Origin of the sequence: Rhodanobacter sp. C05, assembly GCF_002001165.1 — a bacterium.
GTDB lineage: Bacteria > Pseudomonadota > Gammaproteobacteria > Xanthomonadales > Rhodanobacteraceae > Rhodanobacter.
This window is the reverse complement of record NZ_MUNQ01000012.1, coordinates 260,811-283,194: the sequence shown is the minus strand read 5'-3', so window position 1 is coordinate 283,194 and position 22,384 is coordinate 260,811. Positions and strand designations below refer to the sequence as shown.

Annotated in this window: 24 protein-coding genes; 14 read left to right on the top strand and 10 right to left on the bottom strand. The window is 64.2% G+C overall.

The genetic code is table 11. The features are described from left to right. The first annotated feature begins 15 nt into the window (after positions 1–15). The 6 genes from coaD to B0E51_RS12685 all read left to right on the top strand — a co-directional run bounded on the left by coaD (position 16) and on the right by B0E51_RS12685 (position 5,121). Entirely contained in the window at positions 16–555 is a 540-nt protein-coding gene (gene coaD, locus B0E51_RS12710; RefSeq protein WP_077445246.1) for a pantetheine-phosphate adenylyltransferase, read from the top strand. Continuing rightward, positions 548–1,051, top strand: coding sequence for a hypothetical protein (locus B0E51_RS12705; RefSeq protein ID WP_077445245.1), 504 nt, complete (start codon positions 548–550; stop codon positions 1,049–1,051). Before coaD ends, B0E51_RS12705 begins: the two co-directional genes overlap by 8 nt. A gap of 152 nt (positions 1,052–1,203) precedes the next feature. Further along, the gene (locus B0E51_RS12700; protein ID WP_077445244.1) at positions 1,204–1,464 is read left to right on the top strand and encodes a YfhL family 4Fe-4S dicluster ferredoxin; all 261 of its coding nucleotides are present in this window, start codon (positions 1,204–1,206) and stop codon (positions 1,462–1,464) included. After that, complete coding sequence (gene ggt, locus B0E51_RS12695; protein WP_077445243.1) at positions 1,461–3,185, top strand: gamma-glutamyltransferase; 1,725 nt, start codon at positions 1,461–1,463, stop codon at positions 3,183–3,185. The genes B0E51_RS12700 and ggt overlap by 4 nt, the downstream gene beginning before the upstream one ends. Positions 3,186–3,202: 17 nt before the next feature. Next, on the top strand, positions 3,203–4,090 hold the full coding sequence (locus B0E51_RS12690; RefSeq protein WP_077445242.1) for an MBL fold metallo-hydrolase: 888 nt from the start codon (positions 3,203–3,205) through the stop codon (positions 4,088–4,090). Then, positions 4,087–5,121: a TMEM43 family protein gene (locus tag B0E51_RS12685; RefSeq protein WP_077445241.1), complete on the top strand. Its 1,035-nt coding sequence runs from the start codon at positions 4,087–4,089 to the stop codon at positions 5,119–5,121. The genes B0E51_RS12690 and B0E51_RS12685 overlap by 4 nt, the downstream gene beginning before the upstream one ends. A 99-nt stretch (positions 5,122–5,220) precedes the next feature. On the opposite strand, the gene B0E51_RS12680 is transcribed toward B0E51_RS12685, so the two are convergent. The 4 genes from B0E51_RS12680 to cdd form a co-directional block, all read right to left on the bottom strand. Continuing rightward, a complete protein-coding gene (locus tag B0E51_RS12680; RefSeq protein ID WP_077445240.1) occupies positions 5,221–5,802 on the bottom strand; it encodes an NUDIX hydrolase in 582 nt (193 codons plus the stop codon). 72 nt (positions 5,803–5,874) lie between these two features. Next, positions 5,875–6,780, bottom strand: a complete 906-nt coding sequence (locus B0E51_RS12675) for a 5'-3' exonuclease H3TH domain-containing protein (protein WP_077445239.1) — start codon at positions 6,778–6,780, stop codon at positions 5,875–5,877. Further along, the gene (locus tag B0E51_RS12670) at positions 6,777–7,346 is read right to left on the bottom strand and encodes a nitroreductase (RefSeq protein WP_077445238.1); all 570 of its coding nucleotides are present in this window, start codon (positions 7,344–7,346) and stop codon (positions 6,777–6,779) included. The genes B0E51_RS12675 and B0E51_RS12670 overlap by 4 nt, the downstream gene beginning before the upstream one ends. 61 nt (positions 7,347–7,407) lie before the next feature. After that, the gene (cdd, locus tag B0E51_RS12665) at positions 7,408–7,824 is read right to left on the bottom strand and encodes a cytidine deaminase (protein WP_077445237.1); all 417 of its coding nucleotides are present in this window, start codon (positions 7,822–7,824) and stop codon (positions 7,408–7,410) included. Between the two features lie 135 nt (positions 7,825–7,959). On the opposite strand from cdd, the gene B0E51_RS12660 reads away from it, so the two are divergent. Continuing rightward, positions 7,960–9,060 carry an NAD(P) transhydrogenase subunit alpha gene (locus B0E51_RS12660; protein WP_077445283.1) on the top strand — a complete coding sequence of 367 codons (1,101 nt, stop codon included), beginning with the start codon at positions 7,960–7,962 and terminating at the stop codon, positions 9,058–9,060. A 34-nt stretch (positions 9,061–9,094) separates the two neighbouring features. On the opposite strand, the gene B0E51_RS12655 is transcribed toward B0E51_RS12660, so the two are convergent. The 3 genes from B0E51_RS12655 to B0E51_RS12645 are packed head-to-tail and all read right to left on the bottom strand — an operon-like array spanning position 9,095 to position 10,635. After that, a complete protein-coding gene (locus B0E51_RS12655; RefSeq protein ID WP_077445236.1) occupies positions 9,095–9,649 on the bottom strand; it encodes a DUF3106 domain-containing protein in 555 nt (184 codons plus the stop codon). A 3-nt stretch (positions 9,650–9,652) separates the two neighbouring features. Continuing rightward, positions 9,653–10,054, bottom strand: coding sequence for a hypothetical protein (locus tag B0E51_RS12650; RefSeq protein ID WP_077445235.1), 402 nt, complete (start codon positions 10,052–10,054; stop codon positions 9,653–9,655). Then, positions 10,051–10,635: an RNA polymerase sigma factor gene (locus B0E51_RS12645; RefSeq protein ID WP_077445282.1), complete on the bottom strand. Its 585-nt coding sequence runs from the start codon at positions 10,633–10,635 to the stop codon at positions 10,051–10,053. Before B0E51_RS12645 ends, B0E51_RS12650 begins: the two co-directional genes overlap by 4 nt. Before the next feature lie 240 nt (positions 10,636–10,875). Here B0E51_RS12645 and B0E51_RS12640 point away from each other — a divergent pair, with 240 nt between their 5' ends. Both B0E51_RS12640 and B0E51_RS12635 read left to right on the top strand, forming a co-directional pair. Beyond that, entirely contained in the window at positions 10,876–11,181 is a 306-nt protein-coding gene (locus B0E51_RS12640) for an NAD(P) transhydrogenase subunit alpha (RefSeq protein WP_077445234.1), read from the top strand. Continuing rightward, positions 11,181–12,659: an NAD(P)(+) transhydrogenase (Re/Si-specific) subunit beta gene (locus B0E51_RS12635; RefSeq protein ID WP_077445233.1), complete on the top strand. Its 1,479-nt coding sequence runs from the start codon at positions 11,181–11,183 to the stop codon at positions 12,657–12,659. The genes B0E51_RS12640 and B0E51_RS12635 overlap by 1 nt, the downstream gene beginning before the upstream one ends. 1 nt (position 12,660) lies before the next feature. On the opposite strand, the gene B0E51_RS12630 is transcribed toward B0E51_RS12635, so the two are convergent. Beyond that, positions 12,661–13,149, bottom strand: a complete 489-nt coding sequence (locus B0E51_RS12630) for a hypothetical protein (protein WP_254424513.1) — start codon at positions 13,147–13,149, stop codon at positions 12,661–12,663. Positions 13,150–13,338: 189 nt separating this feature from the next. Here B0E51_RS12630 and sufT point away from each other — a divergent pair, with 189 nt between their 5' ends. Both sufT and B0E51_RS12620 read left to right on the top strand, forming a co-directional pair. Beyond that, positions 13,339–13,896: a putative Fe-S cluster assembly protein SufT gene (sufT, locus tag B0E51_RS12625; protein WP_077445281.1), complete on the top strand. Its 558-nt coding sequence runs from the start codon at positions 13,339–13,341 to the stop codon at positions 13,894–13,896. Between the two features lie 491 nt (positions 13,897–14,387). Next, positions 14,388–16,544, top strand: coding sequence for a pre-peptidase C-terminal domain-containing protein (locus tag B0E51_RS12620; RefSeq protein WP_077445231.1), 2,157 nt, complete (start codon positions 14,388–14,390; stop codon positions 16,542–16,544). A 126-nt stretch (positions 16,545–16,670) separates the two neighbouring features. Here the strand turns inward: B0E51_RS12620 and B0E51_RS12615 are convergent, their stop codons facing one another. Then, complete coding sequence (locus B0E51_RS12615) at positions 16,671–17,162, bottom strand: asparaginase domain-containing protein (RefSeq protein ID WP_077445230.1); 492 nt, start codon at positions 17,160–17,162, stop codon at positions 16,671–16,673. A 129-nt stretch (positions 17,163–17,291) separates the two neighbouring features. Beyond that, a complete protein-coding gene (locus B0E51_RS12610; RefSeq protein WP_077445280.1) occupies positions 17,292–18,932 on the bottom strand; it encodes an acyl-CoA dehydrogenase family protein in 1,641 nt (546 codons plus the stop codon). Positions 18,933–19,445: 513 nt separating this feature from the next. Between B0E51_RS12610 and B0E51_RS12605 the strand changes: the two genes are divergently transcribed. The 3 genes from B0E51_RS12605 (at position 19,446) to B0E51_RS12595 (ending at position 22,380) form a co-directional block, all read left to right on the top strand. Further along, positions 19,446–20,732, top strand: a complete 1,287-nt coding sequence (locus B0E51_RS12605; RefSeq protein ID WP_168172635.1) for a DUF4157 domain-containing protein — start codon at positions 19,446–19,448, stop codon at positions 20,730–20,732. A gap of 145 nt (positions 20,733–20,877) precedes the next feature. Then, the gene (locus tag B0E51_RS12600) at positions 20,878–21,513 is read left to right on the top strand and encodes a hypothetical protein (protein WP_077445229.1); all 636 of its coding nucleotides are present in this window, start codon (positions 20,878–20,880) and stop codon (positions 21,511–21,513) included. 81 nt (positions 21,514–21,594) lie between these two features. Continuing rightward, the gene (locus B0E51_RS12595) at positions 21,595–22,380 is read left to right on the top strand and encodes a thioesterase family protein (protein WP_077445278.1); all 786 of its coding nucleotides are present in this window, start codon (positions 21,595–21,597) and stop codon (positions 22,378–22,380) included. Positions 22,381–22,384: the final 4 nt, after the last annotated feature.

Genomic DNA, 22,384 nt, shown 5'->3' with positions numbered 1-22,384 from the left:
CCCGTGAGCAAACCTTTGGGGAATCCGCGCCTGGCCATCTATCCGGGCACGTTCGATCCGATCACCAACGGTCACACCGACCTGGTGACACGTGCCGCGCCGCTGTTCGACCGGGTGATCGTGGCGGTGGCCGACAGTTCCAGCAAGGGGCCGGGTTTCAGCATCAGCGAGCGGATCACCCTGGCGCGGCTGGCACTGGCCGATCTGCCGAACGTGGAAGTGCGCGGTTTCGACTGCCTGCTGGCCACCTTCATCGAAGAGGTCGGCGCAGGGGTGATCATCCGCGGTCTGCGTGCAGTGTCGGATTTCGAATACGAATTCCAGCTGGCCAGCATGAACCGGCATCTGATCCCGCAGGCGGAAACGCTGTTTCTGACGCCGGCGGAACAATACAGTTTCATATCCTCGTCGCTGGTGCGCGAGATCGGTCGCCTTGGTGGCGATATCTCGGGTTTCGTGCATCCGGCGGTGCAACAGGCCATGCGTCAGCGCTGGCAGAAAAGCCGCACCGGCTTCAACAAGCAACCCGAAACAGAAGGTGATAACCATGCGTAAGTTCGTTCTCATTGCCATCGTCGCGCTGACCGCAAGCCTGGGCCTGAGCGCCTGCAACAAATCGCAGGACGATCAGCAGGACACCCAGGCGCAGGTACAGCAGGCGCCGAAGCCGACCGATCCGAACGATTCCAAGGGGTGGAACAACTACCTCGGACAAATCGTGCAGAAGAACATGCAGGGCATGAGCGCCAACCAGCCGTATGCCTACATGGTGACGGCTGGCGTCACCGACGACGCCAAGGCGCAGAACGACCGCCAGCTGCAGAGCGTGCAGGACACCGTGGCCCGTGGTGTGCTGCCGGGCAACCTGCTGGCCTTCGGCGGCCCGGATTCGGGCAAGACCGCTGACCTGATCGTGGCTGCCTTCAAGGATGCCAAGCCGGGTTCGTTCAAGGACGTGATTGTCCTGTTCATCGGCGACAAGGCTGACGAGCAGCGCGTCAGCGACACCCTGAAGCCGACCGGCGCCACCATCCGCTTCGTTGCCATGTAAAGGTATCGGCCGCGCCTGGCGCGGCCGCATTTCCCCTCTCCCCGTCGGGGAGAGGGCAGGGTGAGGGTTCATTCCCGCGAAGAGTCGCATCGGGATGCACTTTCGTCCCTCTGTCACGGGCCCTGCGTGCCCGGCGTGTAGTATCGACTGCCATGTCCCTGAAAATCCTCGACACCTGCGTCAACTGCGATGTCTGCGAACCGGTTTGTCCGAACAAGGCGATCTCGCTGGGCGAGGAGTTCTACGTGATCGATCCGGCGCTGTGCACCGAGTGCATCGGCCACCATGACGAGCCGCAGTGCATCGAGGTGTGCCCGGTCGAGTGCATCATCGTCGATCCCGCACACGTCGAGTCGCATGAGCAGCTCGACCTCAAGTATCGCCACCTGATGGCCAAGGAGTCTGCGGCATGAGTGTTTCCCTGCACGGACGAGTGCTGCTGCTGAGTCTGCTGCTGGTTGGCGGTGTGGCGTTTGCGGCCGACGGTTCGCCGAAGCTGGCGCCGACGCATCCTTCCTTGCAACTGCAGCAGCGCCCCGGGCACGCGGCGATTGCCAGTGCGAACTACCTTGCCACCAACGCCGGCCTCGAAGTGCTGGCCAGGGGGGGCAATGCATTCGATGCGGCGGTCGCCGTGGCTTCCACGCTGTCGGTGGTGGAGCCGGAAAGCTCCGGCATCGGTGGCGGTTTCATGGCCGTGCTGCATCGGGCGAAAGATGGCCACGATGTCTTCATCGACGCCCGCGAGACGGCTCCGGCTGCGGTGAACAGCAAGGATTATCTCAACCCGGACGGCAGCCCGAACCGTGAAACCGCGTTGAAGGGACCACTCTCGGCCGGCATTCCCGGCGAACCGGCTGGCTTGGTGCTGCTCGCCACGCGCTACGGCCGGCTGCCGTTGCAACAGTCGCTGGCGCCTGCGATCCGGCTTGCGCGTGACGGCTTCAAGCCGGATGCGCGTCTGCGCGGAACGATTGCCGACGTGCAGCAGGATCTGCAGCGCTGGCCGGCCTCGGCCGCCAAATATCTGCCAGGCGGCAAGCCGCCCGCCGAGGGAGCGATCTGGCGTGATCCCGATCAGGCACGCACCTGGGAGTTGATTGCCGCGCATGGCAACGACGGCTTCTATCGCGGCGAGACGGCGCAGAAGCTGGTGAACGCAGTGCGTGCGTCCGGCGGCAACTGGACGCTGGCCGACCTCGACGGCTATCAGGCGAAGGAGCGTACGCCGATCGTGGTGAACTACCGCGGCTACCGCATCGTCACCGCACCACCGCCGTCGTCCGGTGGCGTGGCGATTGCCGAAATTCTCAACATCCTGTCCGGCTTCGATCTGTCGAAGATGGACCAGGCACATCGCGTGCACACCATCGTGGAGGCGATGCGTCGCGCGTTCCGCGATCACAACGACTACCTCGGCGATCCGGACTTCGTGAAGATGCCGCTGGACATGCTGTTGTCGCCGTACTACGCGGACGGCCTGCGCCAGGGCATCCTGCCGGATCAGGCCACGCCTTCGTCGATGCTGCCGCGGGCCGAGGCTGCCGAGCCGGGCATGCATACCACCCATTTCTCGATCATCGATGCCGACGGCAACATGGCCTCGATCACCTCCACGGTGAACTACATCCTCGGCTCTACCTTCGTCGCCGAAGGCACCGGCGTGCTGCTCAATGACGAGATGGACGATTTCGCACTGGTACCGGACAAGCCGAATGTCTACGGCCTGCTCGGCAGTTCGGCGAACGCGCCGCAGCCGGGCAAGCGCATGCTGTCCTCGATGTCGCCGAGCATCGTGATCGGTGCCGACCGCACCGCGGTGATCGGTTCGCCCGGCGGCTCGACCATCATCACCCAGGTGCTCGAAGGCATCCTGCATTTCATCGACGGCGAGAGCGCGCTGCAGATCGCTGCGCACAAGCGGTTCCATCACCAGTACATGCCGGACGAGGTGATGGTGGAGGACGGTACGTTCGACCCGACGACCAGCGATGCGCTGACGAAAATGGGCTACATGCTCAAGCAGCGCGAATCGTGGGGTTTCATGAACGTGGTCACCTGGGATCGCAAGACCAACCAGCTCGACGCAGCCAGCGATCCGCGCCGGCCATCGGGTCTGGGCAAGGTGCAGTAGCTAGTTGAGGTCGGCGCATGGAACTGTTCTCGCTCCTTGGTAACTCACAGCAACTGGATGGCGGCGCCATGTTCGGCAACGCACCCAAGGCGCTGTGGTCACGCTGGATCAAACCGGATGCCGAGAACCGCATTCCGCTGGCCTGCCGTTGCCTGCTGGTGAAAGGCTTGCTCGCAGACGGCGTGCATGGACGCAACGTGTTGTTCGAGACCGGCATCGGCGCGTTTTTCGAGCCGGCGCTGCGTGAGCGTTACGGCGTGGTCGAAGCGCAGCATGTGCTGCTGGATTCGCTGGCTGCAGTGGGGCTGAGTCACGAAGACATCGACGTGGTAGTGCTCTCGCATCTGCATTTCGATCATGCCGGTGGCCTGCTGGCGGCATGGGAGGAAGGCCAGCCGCCGCGGCTGCTGTTCCCGAACGCGCGCTTCGTGGTCGGTGCCGAGCATTGGCGCCGCGCTCTCAATCCGCATCCGCGCGACCGCGCCTCGTTCGTTCCCGAGCTGCAGCAGTTGCTGCAGGACAGTGGGCGGATGGAGCTGGTCGACGGCGAGTATTCGCAGACGCTGGGCAACGCCGTCCGTTTCAGTTTTTCAGACGGCCATACGCCCGGCCTGATGCTGGCCGAGGTCGCCGGTGTGGTGTTCTGCGCCGATCTGATACCGGGCCGTTTCTGGGTTCATCTGCCGATCACCATGGGTTATGACCGCTGGCCGGAAAAGCTGATCGACGAGAAGCGTGCGTTCCTGGACGACAAGCTGGCGCGCGAGGTGCAGCTGTTCTTCACCCACGATCACGACTGTGCACTGGCGCGGGTGACGCGTGACGAGCGCGGTCGCTTTGCTACCGCCGACGAACAGCGCGAGTTGCGCGGAATGCCACCAGCCATGTCAGGAGCCGTTCGATGAAACTGACCCGTGGGATATCCGTGCGTGGCATGGCGTGCAATATCGTCGGCGCGTTGCTGGTGCTTGCAGGCATCGGGCTGGTGGCGATGACGACACGCAGTCAGCTCGGCTATCGCGTGGCCGCCGAGCGGCATGGTGGTGAAGTGGTCAACCTCGATCGCGATGCGAGTCCGCAGGCTGGCCAGCACGGCACCATGGTGCGGCTGGTCGGGACGCCGCAGGTGGTGGAGGCTCCACGCGATCCTGATTTCAATCTGCGGGCAAGCACATCGGTGCTGGTGCGCCACGTGGAGATGTTCCAGTGGCGCGAGATCCGCATCGGGGACGTCGTGCACTACGAACAGGACTGGGTGGATCGACCGCTCGACTCCAGCCATTTCGAGCAGCCCGCCGGCCACCTCAACCCTGTGAGTTTTCCGCTCAGTGGCAAGCAGTTTGACGCAGGCCTGGTGCAGCTGGGCGGATTCAAGTTTTCACCGCAGCTGCTGCATGCCTTGCCCGGGTCGGAGCAGGTCACGCCGGATCCGAAGCTTTTGCCGGAAAACCTGGCGGCCAGTTTCAGCGCGTACCAGGATTATCTGGTGACCAGCGCGCACCCGGGCGACCCGAGGCTTGGCGATCTGCGGGTCAGCTGGGAGGCGGTACCGCTGCAGGAGGTCACGATCGTTGCCCGCATCGACGGGGATCGACTGGTGCCTGCCATCGATGCTGCCGATGGCAAGGGCTATGACGTGGAGATCGGCAACGTGCCACTGATCGATGTGTTCCCCGATCTGCCGGTGCCGCCGAAGTACGTGATGATCGAGCAGTTGCTGGCGGTGCTGCTGGCTACATTGGGTGCATTCCTGTTGCTGCTGACGCATCGCGATCGCCGTGACGTGCTGCTGGCACCGGCGCTGGGAATGCTGACGGTAGGCACCGTGGCCTGTGTGCTGTGGCTGGGTCACGATGCGTTGATGCTGTGCACGTGGCTGGCAGTCGCACTGCTTGGCTTCGGCGTCGCGATCTGGCGCCTGCAGCGCACGAGCTGAGCGTCGCCGGAGTCGGCAGGGTCACGAGGATCGCAGTTTAAGGACGGGCGTGGATGGACGATACCGTGCGCCGCGAGGTTCAACTGCAGACACGGGTATTCAGTGCGAGTCGAGGCCACCTGAACCGGTGTGCTCGATGAACCACAGGCCGGCAAACAGCTTCGGATCGATCGAATAGCCCTCGGCGGCGCGCGCAAACAGCCAGGCACCGGCCTCGCGCCGCGGCACCTCGTGCACCACGATGTTCTCCGTCTCGTCGCCGCCACCGGGGCCGACCTTTTGCAGATCCCACGCGCGCACGAACACGATCATCTCGGTACTCATGCCGGACGACGAGGGGCCGCGGTGGACGAAGTCGACGCGCTGGCAGCGGTAGCCGGTTTCCTCTTCCAGCTCGCGCTGTGCGGCCACCAGGGCGCTTTCGTCGGCCTGATCCGCCATGTCGCCAACCAGGCCGGCCGGCATTTCGATGGTGTTCTGCAGGATCGACACGCGGTACTGCTCGACGAACAGCACCTTGTCCTCAGGCGTCACCGCGAGAATGATCACCGCGCCGCCGGGGTTGTTGCGCTCGGCGTATTCCCAGCGGCCGCGCTTGCGCAGGCTTAGCCAACGGCCTTCGCACAGGGTTTCCACCGGAGCGTCGGCGTCATCGGGGATACGGTTTGCGGGGTTGCTCATGAGTGGCCACGGCTGCGAAGGCAACCCACATGTTGACGTGCCCGGCCCAGCGTCACAACAGGTCTGTCCGGTTCAGCGCAGCAGGGCGCGCAGGCGGCTGCGGGTGAACGCACCGAAGCGCAGGTGTTCGCACAGGTTGTCGAGTTGATCGGGTCCCTGTTGCCGACGCAGCAGCGTGTCGATTGTCGTTGCACCTGGTGCATCCAGTGCGATCCGGGTGAGTCGACGGTACAACCGGGCCTGCTCGGCGTGTTCGCGCAGTTTCGCGGCGCAGGTCGCCGCGCCGCGCAGGCGCAGAAAGGCCACTTCGTCGATGCGGTCGAGCAGGGTGTCCAGGCTGCCGAAATGGCTGAGCAGGGCGGCGGCGGTCTTCGCACCGATGCCGGGTACGCCGGGGATGTTGTCCACCGCGTCGCCGCACAGGGCAAGATAGTCGGCCACCTGGTGCGGGTGCACGCCGAGCTTCTCATGTACGCCGGCTGGCCCCCAGCGCAGGCCGCGCGCGTAGTCCCACTGTTCGTCGTGCTCGCCCAGCAGCTGGCCGAAGTCCTTGTCGGCGGAGACGATCACGCTGCGCCAGCCCGCGGCACGCAGGTTCCACACCGTGCTGCCGATCAGGTCGTCGGCCTCGAAGCTGTGGTCGATCATCAGGTGTACACCGAGTGCTTCGGTGATCGCACGACACTGCATGAACTGCCGTTCCAGATCGGGTGGAGGCAGTTCGCGGTTGGCCTTGTAGGGTGGATAGATCGCGTTGCGGAACGAGCTGGTCAGCGAGGCATCGAACGCCACCGCGATGTGCTCGGGCTGGGCCCGTTCCAGCAGTTCGCACAGGAAGCGGGTATAGCCGTGCACCGCGTTGACCGGATGGCCGTCCGCATCGAAGAACTCGTCCGGCATTGAATGCCAGGCGCGGAACACGTACAGGCTGCCGTCGACCAGGTGGACGGCTGGACGTCCGTTTGCCGACGTGCTCATGGTGCCCAGGTGCTGAGCAGGTCGGCCAGCGCCGGGCGATCGCGATCGGGCACGTCGATCTGCGGCGTGCCCAGATGCACGAAACCGACGATGTGTTCGTGCTCCGCCAAGCCGAGGATCGCCGCCACCTCGCCGTCATAGGCGGCCCAGCCGGTCAGCCATTGCGCGCCGAAGCCCAGCGCATAGGCGCCGAGCAGGATGTTGTAGGCGACGTTGCCGGCGCACAGCTTCTGTTCGATCTCCGGCACGTTGCTGTCGGAGTCGACCCGCGCCACCACGACCAGCACCAGCGGTGCGAAGGTATAGCGCAGGCGCTCCTTCTCGAGCTTGGCCTCGGACATGTCGGGATTGTTGCGGCTCGCGATCGCCGTCAGCTGCTCGCCGAAATGCAATTTCGCGTCACCCTGCATGCGGATCAGCCGGAACGGCACCAGCTTGCCGTGATCGGGCACGCGGATCGCCGCTTCGAGCAGTGCCTGCAGGGTCGCCTCGTCCGGTGCCGGCTCGCCCAGCTGGCGTGAGGGCACGGAATGGCGTTGCTGGAGCAGGGAAAGGGCGGCAGACATGGACGAACTCGATGATGCAAGGACGCTCATGCTAACCGGCTGTCCGACAGCACGCGAACAGTCAGGCTGTCTGCGGGAGCTTGAACGAGCCGGGCAGCAATGCCGCCACGGTGGTTTCCTGCATGTCGCCTCGCAAGTTGGTCAGCAACACCGGCATGGCGTCATTGCACAGTTCTGACATGACCTGGCGGCAGGCGCCGCAGGGGCTGACCGGGCCGTCCGTATCGGCGATCACCGCCAGCGCAGCGAAGTTGCCGGGCTGGCAGCCGGCCGCGATCGCGCTGAACAGCGCAGTGCGTTCGGCGCAGTTGCACAGGCCGTAGGCGGCGTTCTCCACATTGCAGCCTTGGAACTGGCGGCCGTCGCGGGTCAGCAGCGCCGCGCCGACCTGGAAACGTGAATACGGCGCATAGGCTTGTTCGCGCGCACTGCGCGCCAGCGCCAGCAAGTCATCGAAAGTGTTGGGTTCTGCGGGCATCGGGATCTCCGGCGATGACCCCGGGCGACGTGAGCCACGTGTGCCGGCGGGCCAGCTTACTCTTTCGGGCTTGTCCGGATCAAAGCTTCTTGAAGTACCGCTAAGATGTCCGAACCATTCGAAGGGGATTGCACCATGCCGATCACCGTAGCCGCTTTGCGTGAGACCGCCGCCGGGGAACGGCGTGTGGCAATCACGCCCGAGATGGCGAAGAAACTGCGAGGCAAAGGCCTGCGTGTCCTGCTGGAGCACGACGCGGGTCGCGCCGCCGGCTTTCCCGATGGTGCCTATGCCGAGGTCGAGTTTGCCGATGCCGCCGGCGTGCTGGCGCAGGCCGACGTGCTGACCTGCGTGCTGCCGCCCGATGATGCGGTTTTCTCCGGGCTGCGCGAAGGAAGCGTGGTGGTCGGTCAGCTGCGGCCGTATGGCGCAGCCGAGCGCGTTGCTGCGCTGACCGCACACAGGCTCACTGCGTTCTCACTGGAACTGCTGCCGCGCACCACGCGTGCGCAGGCGATGGACGTGCTGAGCTCGCAGGCGGCGGTGGCCGGTTATCGCGCGATGTTGATAGCCGCAGAAGCCTCGCCGAAATTCTTCCCGATGCTGACCACCGCCGCCGGCACGATCCGCCCGTCGAAGGTGCTGGTAATAGGTGCCGGCGTCGCCGGCCTGCAGGCGATTGCCACCGCGCGCCGGCTCGGTGCGCAGACCGAGGGCTACGACGTGCGTCCGGAGACCCGCGAGCAGGTGGAATCGCTCGGTGCGAAGTTTCTCGACCTCGGCGTGAGTGCGGCTGGCAGTGGCGGTTATGCGCGCGAGCTGTCAGCCGAGGAGCGTGCGGCCCAGCAGCAGGCGCTGGCCGAGCATCTGAAATCGATCGACGTGATCGTCACCACCGCGGCGGTACCGGGGCGACCTGCACCGAAAATTCTCAGCGCGGCGATGGTCGACGGCATGAAGCCAGGCGCGCTGATCGTCGACCTGGCCGCCGAGGGCGGCGGCAACTGCGAACTGACCCGGCCGGGCGAGCGGGTCGAGCATGGCGGGGTGACGATCCTCGGTCCACTCAACCTGCCGGCCGGCACGCCGCTGCATGCCTCGGAAATGTACGCGCGCAACGTGTTCAATTTCATCGAACTGCTGGTTCGCGACGGCGTGTTGCAGCCGGATTTTGCCGACGAGCTGGTCGCGAAGAGCTGCCTGAGTCACGCTGGCGAGGCACGTTTCAGCGCCTGAAAAGCAAACCACCCGCGCAAGGCGGGCGGCTGAATCAAGCTCCATCAGGCGGTGGTGGCATGTGCCCCGGTGGAGGCGGCATGCCAGGGTGGCCCGGTGGATGCATCCAGCGCTGACGTTGCGCGGGTGGCAGATTCTGCCATTCCTTCATGAGTCGCTCGCGCTGCTGCGGTGGCAGCTGCTGGAAACGCTCGAACGTGGCATGCAGCTGTTCGCGCTGTGCGGGGGAGAGTTCGTGGAACTTCTGCTCGTTTGCGCGTGCCTGCCGGCGCTGTTCCGGTGTCATCTGCTGCCATTGGGTAATACGCTCGCGGATCTGTGCGCGCCTTTCCGGCGGCAGGGTGGCCCAGTGCTCGGCCCGCTGCAGCATGCGCTCCTGCCGGCGCGGTGGCAGCGTGTTCCACTGTTGTCGCAGCGGTGCCAGCACCTCGCGCTGCGCCGGATCGAGACTGCTCCACGGGCGCGGCGGCGGTGGCGGCATGTCACGCGGTGGTGGTGGCATCTCCTGCGCACGCAGGGGCGCAGTGATGACGCCACCGAGCAGCGCAGCGAACAGCAGGGGCAGGACGGAGCGAAGGTGTCGGGTCATGGCTCAGCGGTTTGCCGGCTGGCTGTTGTTGGCAGCCAGCCAGCCGTAGAAGTCGAGATTCTGGTAGAGGTTCGGGTCGGTCTTGTCGGCGTCGGGCGGCAGTTCGTTGTCGAGATCGGTGCCCGCGTCCGTGGCGTTGGCTACCTGGGTCGCCGGGCTCGGTGTGCGGTGCGGCAACGGCTGCCATACCATCAATGTGGCCAGGGCGATGGCCGCGAACGCGCCGGTTGGAATCAGCCAGCGGGCGGTATGGTGCCGTGGTGCCTGGGCGGTCGTCAGTGCCCGCCGTCGCGCCGCACGCAGACGGCCGATGGTGGCTGGGTCGATGCGCTGGGCGGCCTCGAGATAAAGCTCGCGGGCACGTTGTTCAAATGGCTTGTCAGGCCGATTGTCAGGCGTAGTCATCGCCAATCCTCCAGTTGATCGCGCAGATGGTGCATCGCGCGCGACAGATGGGTTTTCACGCTGCCTTCGGAGCAGCCCATGGCCAACGCGGTTTCCGCCACGTCCAGCCCTTCCAGCATGCGCAGCATGAATGCCTCGCGCTGGCGTTGCGGCAGCTGCCTCACTGCAGTGGCCATGTCGGCATACGATTGCGCGTCATGCAACCGGTCGAGCGGGCCTGGGCCCTGGTCGGCGGGTTCCCAGGCGGGCAGCTCGTCGCCATCGTCGTCGCGACCGCCACCGAGCCAGCCCACCACGATCGAGCGCACCTTGCGCCGGCGCTGCAGATCGACGATGCGCCGGCGCAGGATGCCCCAGAACAGCGGCGCCCACTCCGTCGCGGGTTTGTCGCGGTAATGCTTGACCAGTCGCAACATGGCGTCCTGTACAGCGTCCATGGCGTCTTCGCGCTGGCGCAGCTGCAGCTCGGCCATGCGGAACGCACGGCGTTCCACCTGGGTCAGGAACGCATCCAGCGTGGCGGGCGTTTCACGTATGTCGCTCAGCAGGTCCGTATCGAGCGTGCCGATTGCGCTGATCATGGCCGCCGCATCCGCATCGTCGGGTGACGCATCGTCGGGCTCCATCGGTTCGGTTCCCGTGATCAACGCGGCAGACCTGCCTGGGTTGACTGGCACAAGTATCCGAACCTAGAAAAACCGCCACCCGGGCGATTTTTCGAGCTGGTGGCGGCGACTCTGCCGTGGTCCGCATGGGAGCCTCGAAGTTTTTCGAGGTTCCCGTATGATGCAGGAACAACTGAGTCCTGGCGGGGTGGGGTCATGATCGACGGTTTCCTGGCGCTGTATATCTTCATGCTGGCCGCATTCACCGGGTATGAAATCATCGCGCGGGTGCCGGTGATCCTGCACACACCACTGATGTCCGGTTCCAACTTCGTGCACGGCATTGTGCTGGTTGGGGCGATGATTGCGCTAGGGCATGCGCAGACGTCGTTCGAGATCACGATCGGCTTCATTGGCGTCCTGCTGGGGGCCGGCAACGCCGCGGGCGGCTATGTGGTGACCGAGCGGATGCTGGAGATGTTCAAGTCCAGCAAGCCGGATGCCGGCAAGGGAGCCCACTGATGAGCTGGCTGCCGACCTTGATCAAGGCCTGTTATTTCCTCGCCGCGCTGCTGTTCATCCTGGGCCTGAAACGCATGAGTTCGCCACGCACCGCGCGCGGCGGCATCGTGTGGGCGGGCTACGGCATGTTGCTGGCGGTGCTCGCCACGTTCTTCCTGCCGGACATGAAGAACCTCGGTCTGATCATCGCGGCGGTGCTGATCGGCGTCAGTGCGGCCTGGTGGAGCGGCCGGCGCGTGGCGATGACCGCCATGCCGCAGATGGTGGCGCTGTACAACGGCATGGGCGGCGGTGCGGCGGCGGCGATCGGTGCGGTCGAGCTGATCGGCTATGTGCGCAGGCTGGCGCTACTGCATCCGCCAGGCATTCCGGATACCTCGCCACTGCGTCCCGAAAGCTGGGCGATCAACGCGTTGACGCCGGTGCCGGCCGTGGTCACCTTGTCCCCGGTCGAACTGGTGCTGGGCGTGTTCGGTGCGCTGATCGGCGCGGTGAGTTTCTCCGGCTCGCTGATCGCGTTCGCCAAGCTGCAGGGCTGGCTGGACAAGCGTTTCGTGTTTCCGGCCCAGCGCGCGGTCAACATGCTGTTGCTGGCCGCGGCGGTGGTGATCGGCATCCTGCTGGCGAGCGGGCATGCCAGCCTGCCGCTGATCGCGGCGTTCTTTGTCCTGGCATTGCTGTTCGGACTGATGATGACGCTGCCGATCGGTGGCGCCGACATGCCGGTGGTGATCTCGCTGTACAACGCGTTCACCGGACTGGCGGTGGCGCTGGAAGGTTTCGTGCTGGGCAACGAGGCAATGATCATCGCCGGCACCGTGGTGGGTGCGGCCGGTACGCTGCTGACCCAGCTGATGGCCAAGGCGATGAACCGCTCGATCGGCAACGTGCTGTTCGGCAGCTTCGGAGCCGCCGCTGGCGAGGCGCAGGCGATCGAGGGTGCGCAAAAACCGATCGACGCGGCCGATGCGGCGGTGATGATGGCCTATGCCGAGCGCGTGGTGATCGTGCCCGGCTATGGCATGGCGGTGGCGCAGGCACAGCACAAGGTGTGGGAGTTCGCCAAACTGCTGATCGAGCGCGGCGTGAAGGTGAAGTTCGCGATACACCCGGTCGCCGGCCGCATGCCGGGCCACATGAACGTGCTGCTTGCCGAGGCCGGTGTGCCGTACGACCTGATTGCCGACATGGACGACATCAATCCCGAGTTTCCGACCACCGACGTGGCGCTGGTGATCGGTGCCAACGATGTGGTCAACCCGCTGGCAAAGACCGATCCGGCCTCGCCGATCTTCGGCATGCCGATCCTCGATGTCAGCAATGCGAAGCACGTGATTGTGGTCAAGCGCGGCAAGGGTACCGGCTTTGCCGGCATCGAGAATGCGCTGTTCTATGCCGACAATGCCCGCATGCTTTACGGCGACGGTCAGGCTGCCGCCGGGCAGCTGGTGACCGAGCTGAAGACGCTGGAAACCTGAGTCAACGGTTGACTGAGTCGACGCGTTCGCGTTTGCGCGGCGCACGCCAGCCCAGGCATGCCGCCAGCAGCATGGCCAACGTAGCCCAGCCGATGTCGGCCGGCGTCAGTGCCAGTCGCGCCAGTTGCCACAGCATCTCGATGCCGGCCGTGCGCAGTGCCTCGATCAGGCCCATGCCCATGTTGCCGGCGATCTGCACGGCGGCGATCAGCATATTGACGTAGACCGTTGCCAGCGCGGTGGCGAAGGCTGCCAGCAGTGCGGCAGCGATGCCCGGCGGCCGTACTCCATTTCGTATCGTCCAGGCCAGCAATGCACCGAACAGCAGTGCCAGCCACGGCATCGGACGGCCCAGGTACAGCGTCACGACCATCCATGTAGCGCCAGCAGCCAACCCCAGCATGGTTGTGATGAAGAGGGTAAACACGAACAGCAACAGCGCGCGCGCGCTCATCGGCGACTGCAGGGCAGGGAGGCTGGGAACATGCATTTGTCCATCGGGCAAAGCGGCCATCATAACTTGCATCAGGTCGGTGGCCGCGGCGCACATGCAGCGTCAATCCTTGACTTCAATGGTTCCGACCTGATCTTGGACAAGCGGGCGCGGTCGGCGGGCGGCATAATAGACAACCTGGGTTCGACGTACGGTCGCACCCGCAGATACGGATTGGCGAGTGGCATGAGTGGTTTCAGTCTGAGCAGTGAACCTTTCACCCTGTTGCGCGATTGCGCGGCCGTGATGGTGCCGCAGGGTGACGTGGTGAGCCTGCCGGCAGGCCAGATCGGCTACATCACGCAAGCGCTGGGTGGCAGCTTTACCGTGTACGTGGAAGGCAACCTGTTCCGCATTGCAGGCAAGGATGCCGATGCGCTGGGCAAGGAACCGCCCGCGCCGATCGAGGTGGCTGCCGACGCCACCGATGCGGATGTGGAGAAACTGGCGTGGGATCAGCTGCGCACCGTGTTCGACCCGGAAATCCCGGTCAATGTGGTCGAGCTGGGTCTGGTCTACGACCTCAGCCTTGAGCAGACTGAATCGGGCGAACGCAAGGTCTACGTGAAGTTGACGCTGACCGCACCCGGCTGTGGCATGGGCGATATCCTGGTCGACGACGCGCGTACCAAGCTGGAGATGATTCCCACGGTTACCGAGGCGGATGTGGATCTGGTGTTCGATCCGCCGTGGAGCCACTCGATGATGTCCGACGCGGCCAAGCTGGAAACCGGCATGCTCTGAAGTCGGTCGTACTGGCGTGATGCCGGCATGAGTTGACGCAATATTTTTCGGGCTGGCAGGCTTCGGGTGGACGCCATGGCGCAAAAACATGTAGCCGCCAGCACCGGTTCGAAATGCCTATGCGGATTGTTTTCCTTGACATGACTTGTTCGGCTGGGTCTGTGGCGGAATGCCGCGGGCTGTGATCGGCGTCATTTGGCGTAGGAAAAAGTCGTGTTGCGCCAGGCATTCGCAAGAAATATCGTATCTCGATCCGTCATCGGAGAGGTTGACGGATGATCCTTTGGCGGCGTGATGGCCGTCTTGCAGCTACGCGTCCACGTGTTGCCCCTGCATGGAGTGCCAGGGGGAAGGCAGCCGAGTCCGGACGTATTTTGGGATCGCTAGACAGCTGACGAATATGGAGCCGTGTTCTGCACGGCAATTCTTGCATGGGGTCCACGTGGCCGCATCGGGCCCGTTTGTCCCCGATTTTGTCTAGGAGCTTTGGAATGCCCAATCACTTCCGTCTCAAACTCTTGGTGGCCGCGATCGGCATGGCTACCGCCTCGGCCACCACGGCCGCCACCACCCAGACCCTGCACGCGCAGAATCTCGGTGCGGTGCCGGCCAGCTCGCTGGCGGCTCGCCTGAATCTCGACCAGAACATGTCGCTGGCGCCACGCAGTTCGGTGGCCATCGCCGGCGGCCAGAAGGTCGTGCGTCACCAGCAGCTGTTCCGCGGCGTGCCCGTGTATGGGCGCAGCATCGCCGTGGTGCAGGATGCGCAGGGCAATGCGCTGCGTGCTTCCGGTGAACTGTTGCAGGACACACAGATCGACCAGCTGTCGGTCGTGCCGAAACTGACTTCCGACAAGGCCATCATGGCGCTGAAGGGACATGTGCATACCATGCTGGTCGGCGGTGCGACGTTGCAGAACCAGCAGGCCGATCTGTTCGTGTATCCGCAGGACAACGGCCCGACCCGACTGGTCTATCGCGTTTCCTACTTCGTCAATGGCGCGAATCCGAGCCGGCCGACCGCGATCGTCGATGCCAATACCAGTGAAGTGATCAAGAGCTGGGATGGCCTGACCGATGCTTCCGCCAATGGCCCCGGCGGCAACACCAAGACCGGCAAATATACCTATGGCACCGACTACGCCGCGCTCGACGTGACCCAGTCGGGCACCACCTGCACGCTGGTCAATACCAACGTCAAGACCTACAACCTGAAACAGGCCAGCAGCGGTGGCTCGGTGGTCAGCTTCACCTGTCCGACCAGCAATACCGATGCGATCAACGGTGCCTATTCGCCGGTCAACGACGCGCACCACTTCGGCGGCGTGGTACACGACATGTACACCGCCTACACCGGTGCTGCGCCGCTGAACATGCAGCTGGTGATGAAGGTGCATTACAAGTCGAACTACGAGAATGCGTTCTGGGATGGCACCGCGATGTACTTCGGCGATGGCGCCAGCACGTTCTATCCGCTGGTGTCGCTGGACGTGACCAGCCATGAGATCAGCCACGGTTATACCGAGCAGAACTCGGGCCTGGAATACACCGGCCAGTCCGGCGGCATGAACGAGGCGTATTCGGATATCGCCGGCGAAGCGGCCGAATACTACGACCGTGGCGCCGCCGATTTCCTGGTCGGTGCGGATATCGTCAAGACCAGCGCCGGTATCGGCAACGCACTGCGCTACATGTGCAATCCACCGCAGGACGGCGGCTCGATCGACAACGCAGCCAACTACAAGTCCAGCCTCGACGTGCATTACACCAGCGGCGTCTACAACAAGTCGTTCTGCCTGCTGGCCAAGACCAGTGGCTGGAACGTCAAGAAGGCGTTCCAGGTCTATGCGCTGGCCAACAAGTCGTATTGGACGGCAACCTCGACGTTCAACTCCGGCGCCTGCGGTGTGCAGTCGGCGGCCACCGATCTGGGTTACAGCGCCAGCGACGTGGCGACGGCATTCAGTGGTGTCGGCGTGACCTGCCCGGGTGGCGGCGGTGGAGGCGGTGGTGGCACCACCACCGATCTGCAGAACGGCACACCGGTGACCGGCATCTCCGGGAGCGCGAGCCAGACTCTTGCCTACAAGATCACCGTGCCGGCGGGTGCCACCAATCTGGTGTTCACCATGTCAGGCGGCACCGGCGACGCCGATCTCTACACCAAGTTCGGTTCGGCACCGACCAGCAGCAGTTACGACTGCCGTCCGTACCAGTCGGGCAACAACGAGAGCTGTACGGTCGCTGCGCCGCAGGCCGGCGTCTACTTCGTCAACGTGACCGGTTACAGCACCTTCTCGGGTGTGTCACTCACGGCCAGCTACAGCACCGGGGGCGGTGGCAGCGGTTTGCAGAACGGCGTGCCGGTGACCGGGCAGGCGGGTTCCGCGAACCAGGAACTGAGCTACACCGTGACGATCCCGGCGGGCCGCACCATGCTGACGATTGCCAGCTCGGGCGGCACGGGCGACGCGGATCTCTACGTCAAGAAGGGCTCTGCGCCGACCACCAGCAGCTACGACTGCCGTCCGTATCTGAGCGGCAACGCGGAAACCTGCACGTTCAATGCACCCGCAGCCGCCACGTACTACATCAAACTGCGTGGCTATTCGGCGTTCTCCGGCGTGTCGTTGAAGGCGACCTGGTAAGTCCTGTGGCGGATCAGGAATGATTCGTCTTCATGAGTAAATGACCGCAAAAGAGAAGGCCCGGTCGCAGTGACCGGGCCTTCCTTTTTCAGTCGATAGTGGGAGTTGCTCAACGTGGATACATGATCAGCCGGCGGTTTCCTCGAAGCGGTTCGCATCACGGTTCTTGCGTACCTTGGCCGGATCCCACACGCGCCCGTTCATGGTGATGTAGACGCCATCGGGCAGGGTCTGAACCGCGGCGACCGCGCAGCCGATATTGAACACGGCATCGGAGCCCTGGAAGCGCGCCGGATTCAGCGCGCCGGTCAGCACGATCACCTTGCCCTGGATGTTCGCCAGCTCGCGCGCGGTTTCGACCATGGTGTCGGTGCCGTGGGTGACCAGCACGTGGCGATGCGGTTGTGCCTCGATCGTGGAGCGCACCAGTGCGCGGTCCTCGGCGCCCATGTGGAGGCTGTCCTTGCGCAGGATCGGAATCACGTCGAACTGGAACGCCACGCCGAGCTGGCCGAGGATCTCGCCGATCTGCGGCGCACCGATCTTGTAGTCCGACTTGTCGTCGAAGTAGATCTTGTCGATGGTGCCGCCGGTGGTGACGATGGTCAGATGCTGCATGTGGGTTGGCCGAAGAAGGGGACGGGGCATTTTAGCCCGGGTTGGGTTCGTAATAGCGGCTTCGGCCGTGATGCGCAGGCGAGATGCAGAAGGGCATCGCGGATGCAGCCATCTTTGCAAGGAGGGTGACTAACCCAGCAACAAGGCGGTGTTGTTGGCGTCGGGTGCAATCAGCCGGTTGAGGCCGTGGCTGACAAAGCGTTGCAGCGCCGCTGCTGGACGCGAATCGCCATGACGGCTCGACCAGGTCGCCTGGCGCACCAGCAGGGCGGCACTCGCACAACGGGCCAGCGTCAAGGCGAGACCGCGTGCACCGGCTTCGAGCGAATCGCGGTTCGAACCATGCGCGTCGAGATGCGCGGCAGCTGCGTCCAAAGTTGCAACGATGGTGCCGATCGCCGAGGCATCATCGGCGCTGGCTGACCAGTCGTGGACTGCCGTGCGCAGTGCGGCGAAGGTGTCGCCGGCCAGCGCACGCAGGCTGTCCAGCGACAGCACGTTGGTGGTGCCTTCCCAGATCGCATACACCTGAGCGTCGCGCAGAAGCTGGGGCAGCCCGGTGTCTTCGATGTAGCCGGCGCCACCGAAACATTCCAGTGCTTCGGAGCAAAGTTTCACCGCCAGCTTGCCGGTCCAGAGCTTGGCCAACGGCGTGAGCAAGCGCAGTAACGCTGCCTCATGCGGTGCGGCAGCACCGTGTTCGACCCGGCCAAGCAGATGCGCAACTTCGAACGCGAGTGCAAATGCACCCTCGAATTCGGCCTGCATGTCGGCCAACGTCTGTGCATGCAGCGGCTGTTCGATCAACGGACGTCCAAACGCCTGCCGCCGCGTGGCGTAATCGCACGCCAGGCTGATCGCGCGCGCCATGCTGGCGATCGCACAGATCGCGTTCCAGGTGCGGGTCACGTTGAGCATCGGTGCCACCTGGCGCACGCCATGGGCGAGCTCGCCGAGCGGCCACGCGGGCAGGCCCTCCAGATGGATTTCCGCGGTGGGCAGCTCGTGCGTGCCAAGCTTGTCCTTCAGCCGGTCGATCACAAGCTCAGGCTTGCGCCGCTGGCTGTCCATCGTCTCGACATAGAACAGTGCCAGCGCCGCCGTGCCTGTCCCTGCGCCTTCCGGTCGTGCCAGCGCCAGAGCGGCTTCACCGACCACCGCCGAGCTGAACCACTTGCGCCCGTACAGACGCCACCGGCCGTCGGCATCCTGCCTCGCGATCGTCTCGGTGTTGCCGACATCCGAGCCGCCGGTGTTCTCGGTCATCCACTGGCCGCTGAGCCAGAACGTCGAAGCGTCGCGACTGAGGAAATGCGGCAGCGCGCGCTCGATCAGCTCGCGATTGCCGGACGCCCTGATCGCCGTGGCCGCGCCGTCGGTCATCGCCAACGGGCAGGTATAGAATTCGCTGGCAACGTGATACAGATAGACGCGGGCAAACTCTTCCAGCCGCGCATGCTCGTTTTTGCCGTGACCGGCGGCAAGCACCGCATGTTGCGTGGTGAGCTGCGCGCCTTCCTGCCATGCGGTAGTCAACTCGATTCGATCGACGCGCTGCCCCCACGCATCCCATTGCGTCAGTACCGGTTTGCGTCGCGTCGTCGTGCAGGTGCGACGCCATGCCATCTGTGCGTAATCACCCAGCGCATCGAGATCATCGTCCAGTGCGGCACGGCAGACGGCGGGCAGCGCGCGCTCGAGCAGGGCCAGCAACAAACGGTCGCCGCGATACGGATGGGACAGATGCGGCGGATCCTGCAGGAAATACATGACGCTCTTCATTCGGAGTCAGGTGCCGAGTATAAGCATGAGCGACCCGTCCAACGCGCCCGGGGCGAAGGTTCCCAGCAGGCTGATTCCCGAGGGTCAATGGGTTTAAAGTACGGATGCAAATTCCGGCTATTCCACGCTTGCCTCACGCGTTGTGCAATACCGCTGTCCTGGGACAGGAGATCGAGCATGCAGACTTTCGTGCCGAATCAGCACCAGACCCAACCGAAACCCTCAGGCTTTGTCCGGCCAGTCGCGACAGAGCAGCAGTCGGTTGATCGCTGCCAGACGCGCGCTGCCGAGTTTTCCATATCGCAAAGTCGCGGACGCGATTTGACCGAGATACCCGTGCATGTTGCAGCAGCATCGATGCAGCCGGAAGCGGAACGCACAGCGCGTAGGTCCGGATTGCCACTGCAGCATGCGGACGACACACCACGCGATGTGCGTGCGGCAATGTCACCCACGATGCAGGCAGCTCTGCGCTCGCCAGGACAGGCGCTGGATGCATCGATGCGCGCGTACATGGAGCCACGCTTTGGTAACGACTTTTCCAAAGTGCGGTTGCATGTGGATGCGGCCGCGCAGGCGTCGGCTGCGGCGGAAGGTGCGATGGCATATTCGACCGGGCATGACGTGGTATTCGGGGCGGGGCAATACCAGCCGGATACCATTCCCGGCCGCTGGTTGCTTGCCCATGAACTTGCCCATGTCGTCCAGCAGCGGGAAGGCTCGGTGTCGGAAAGCGGGTCGGGTGCGGGCGCATTGGAAAGCGAGGCCGAACAGACGGGCATGCGCGTGGCACTCGGCGGAAATGCGCAAGTTTCGACCGCTCGCGGCGGGCCGTCGGTGCAGTTCCTCAAAGTGTCGAGCGGGGGATTTGGCAAGGCGCTGGAGGATTTCACCAGCACGCATGCCGTAGAGGACAGCGCGGTAGGGTTGCTGGTGAAATCGAGGAGCTTCAATGCCTTGGCGTCGATCCTGGACAAGCACTACGTCTGGTCGCTGGACCCGGCATTCATGGTGACGAGGACACTCAAGACTTCCAGTCCTGCCAAGACTTACCACGACCTCATGCTCAAGGTGGGTCCGGATGGCGTGGTGACCTCGCCCTCGGTCGCCGCCGGCAAACGCTCCCTGACCGTGACGATGGGCGGCGGGTCCCGTTTCGAGCCCTATGGTTCGGCATCGAGCTACCCCGGCAGCGATCGTATCATCCTCGACGCTCCCGACACGCCCACCTTCATCCAGAACATCGCGCACGAGGCCACTCACGCGGCGGCATTCGTCGGTGCCCCGGCGCCGGCCGGGCAGACGCTGGCGCAGGAGATCGATGCCGGCATCAAGGACGAGATCCATGCGCGCCAGTCCGAGGCCACCATCCTGGGCGAGGTCGGCAAGTACGATCGAGCAGTTCAGGCAAAAGTCAGTACGGTGGGTACGACCGACCCCTGGAAAGTGCAGAGGGATTTCAGTCCGGGCCTGGGCACGACCTATCTGGAATCGTTCTTCTTCGCGCGCGAACTGCAAGACGCGCAGGCCACCGAAAAGCTCGACGATGCCTCTGCGCAGAAGATCAGGGAAGAGCTCGACCTCCTGGTCGGTTCCCGTGTCGCCAAGCCTCGATCGGACTACGGGCAGATCTGGTTCAACTGGAAGACTGCCGAGTACTACTGGAAACTGTTCAACCAGGCCCACGATCCCGCTGACCCGGATTTCGAGGCCGAGAAGGAAAAAGAGTTGCAGTTGCATGCCAAGTGGTACTTCAAGAACAAGGTGACATACCTGCCCAAGCCGTGAGCGTTCGTACAGGCGGTGGCGTGGATGCGGGTCAGCTTGCAGGGATTGCACCGCGCTTGTAATCCATCTTGAGTCGAATCGAAGGAGACGGTGAGATGCGGAATATCGCCACGATGTTCATCGCCGTCCTCGCTGGCACGTGCCCATGAAATTCGCCGGGATACGCTGGCTCATTTCGGCCGTGGCCGTATTGATCGCCGTCGGTCATTTTGTGTGGCCGTCCTTCAGTCTGGACACCACTTACATCATTGCCTTGGTCATCGCATTCATTCCCTGGCTCGCTCCGGTCATCAAGTCGGTTGAATTGCCCGGTGGCTTCAAGATCGAAGTGCAGGATCTGAAGGAAATCACCGACAAATTGACAGGCATGGTGGCTGAGCCAGAGCATTCGCCACGCGTCGACGCGGCACCGCCACAACAGCAACAACAATATCGGCCACAACAATCGCAGCACGCTCCGGCGTCTGTTGAACCTTTCATCGCGATCCGGCAGCTTGCCGCGACCGATCCGAATCTCGCCCTGGTGGCTTTTCGCATCGAGCTCGAGCGCTGTCTTGTATCGCTTGCACAACGGCATGGCTTGGCTACGCAACGCCAAGATGCCGGCCAACTACTTCGTCAGCTGCAGGTCAATCAGGCGATTACACCTGCGGTTGCTTCGGGGCTTGCCGAGCTTCTTGCGCTTTGCAATCAGGCGGCTCATGGGGCTGAGGTATCGCCGGGCGCTGCGCAGTGGATGCTGGATGTAGGTCCAGGAGTCCTGGCTGCACTGGAAGGCTAACGGGCCAGATGGATTGCATGTGCGTACGGGTACGCTGTGCATGGCATCATCGAGGGCGATTCCATCCACCCAGGTCAAGCGATGCGATTTTCCGAAGCGATGCAGGGCGTCACGCGTCACGGCGACAGCTGGCAGGCCACCGTCACCGACGACTGGCTGCAGGGCCGCAGTGCGTTCGGCGGACTGCAGGCGGCACTCGCGCTTCGTGCCATGCGCGAGTTGGTGCCGCCGGACATGCCGCTACGCAGCCTGCAGACCACCTTCATCGCTCCGGTGGCCGCCGGCAGCGTGACCATCCGGGCGCAATGCCTGCGCAAGGGGCGCAGCGTGATTCAGATCGAGGCCAGCCTGTGCGATGGCGAACAGACCCTGTGCCGGCTGCTCGGCGTGTTCGGCAGCGCACGTCCCTCGGTGCTGGACTTCCAGCCCGAACAACCACCCTTCAGGGGCGCGACATCGAAAGAACTGCGCTACGTCGAAGGCCAGATGCCCGCCTTCACCCAGCACTTCCGCGCACGCTGGCTGCGCGGCGACCTGCCATTCAGCGGCGGCCACCAGCGTGACAGCGCGCTGCAGCTTTCCCTGCGCGACGACGGCCAGCCCGACGAAACCCACGTGCTAGCCTTCGCCGATTTCATTCCGCCGATCGCGCTGTCGATGTTCGATGCGCCAACCCCCGGCAGCTCGCTCACCTGGATGATCGAACTGCTGCGCGACCGCTACGACGATCTGGGCATGGACGACTGGCGCGTCGATGCTGAACTCATCGCTGCCCGCGACGGCTACACCAACCAGAGCGTGATGCTGTGGGGGCCGCACGGTGAGCCGGTGGCGCTGAGCCGGCAGAGCATGGTGGTGTTCGGGTGAGAGT